The organism is Brevibacillus sp. SIMBA_040 (genome assembly GCF_046535075.1).
GTDB lineage: Bacteria > Bacillota > Bacilli > Brevibacillales > Brevibacillaceae > Brevibacillus.
Genome location: NZ_JAWRXI010000236.1, coordinates 1 through 263, shown reverse-complemented (window position 1 = coordinate 263; position 263 = coordinate 1). Strand labels below are relative to the sequence as shown.

Genomic DNA, 263 nt, shown 5'->3' with positions numbered 1-263 from the left:
CATTCACCTTATTTGATGTCCTGTTCTCGTAGAAAGACACATAATTATTAGATAATATGGAGGTTTCCTGTTTGTTAAGAGTTCCTGAAAAGGAATACCCTGAGAATTGCAGCAATGCCGCATCAGTACTATTATAAACAATAACACCTGACAGATCACTGTTTTTATCCAGTTCATATTTTTTCTCTATGGCCGATATGTCTATCGGAAAGGATAATTGACCAAGGTCAAAATTATTGGTCTGGCAAAACATCAGCAGAGGA

1 protein-coding gene is annotated in these 263 nt (G+C 36.5%); it reads right to left on the bottom strand.

The features are described from left to right. Positions 1-263: hypothetical protein (locus SB752_RS32680; protein WP_410719543.1), on the bottom strand; the 263-nt coding region annotated here is incomplete at both ends.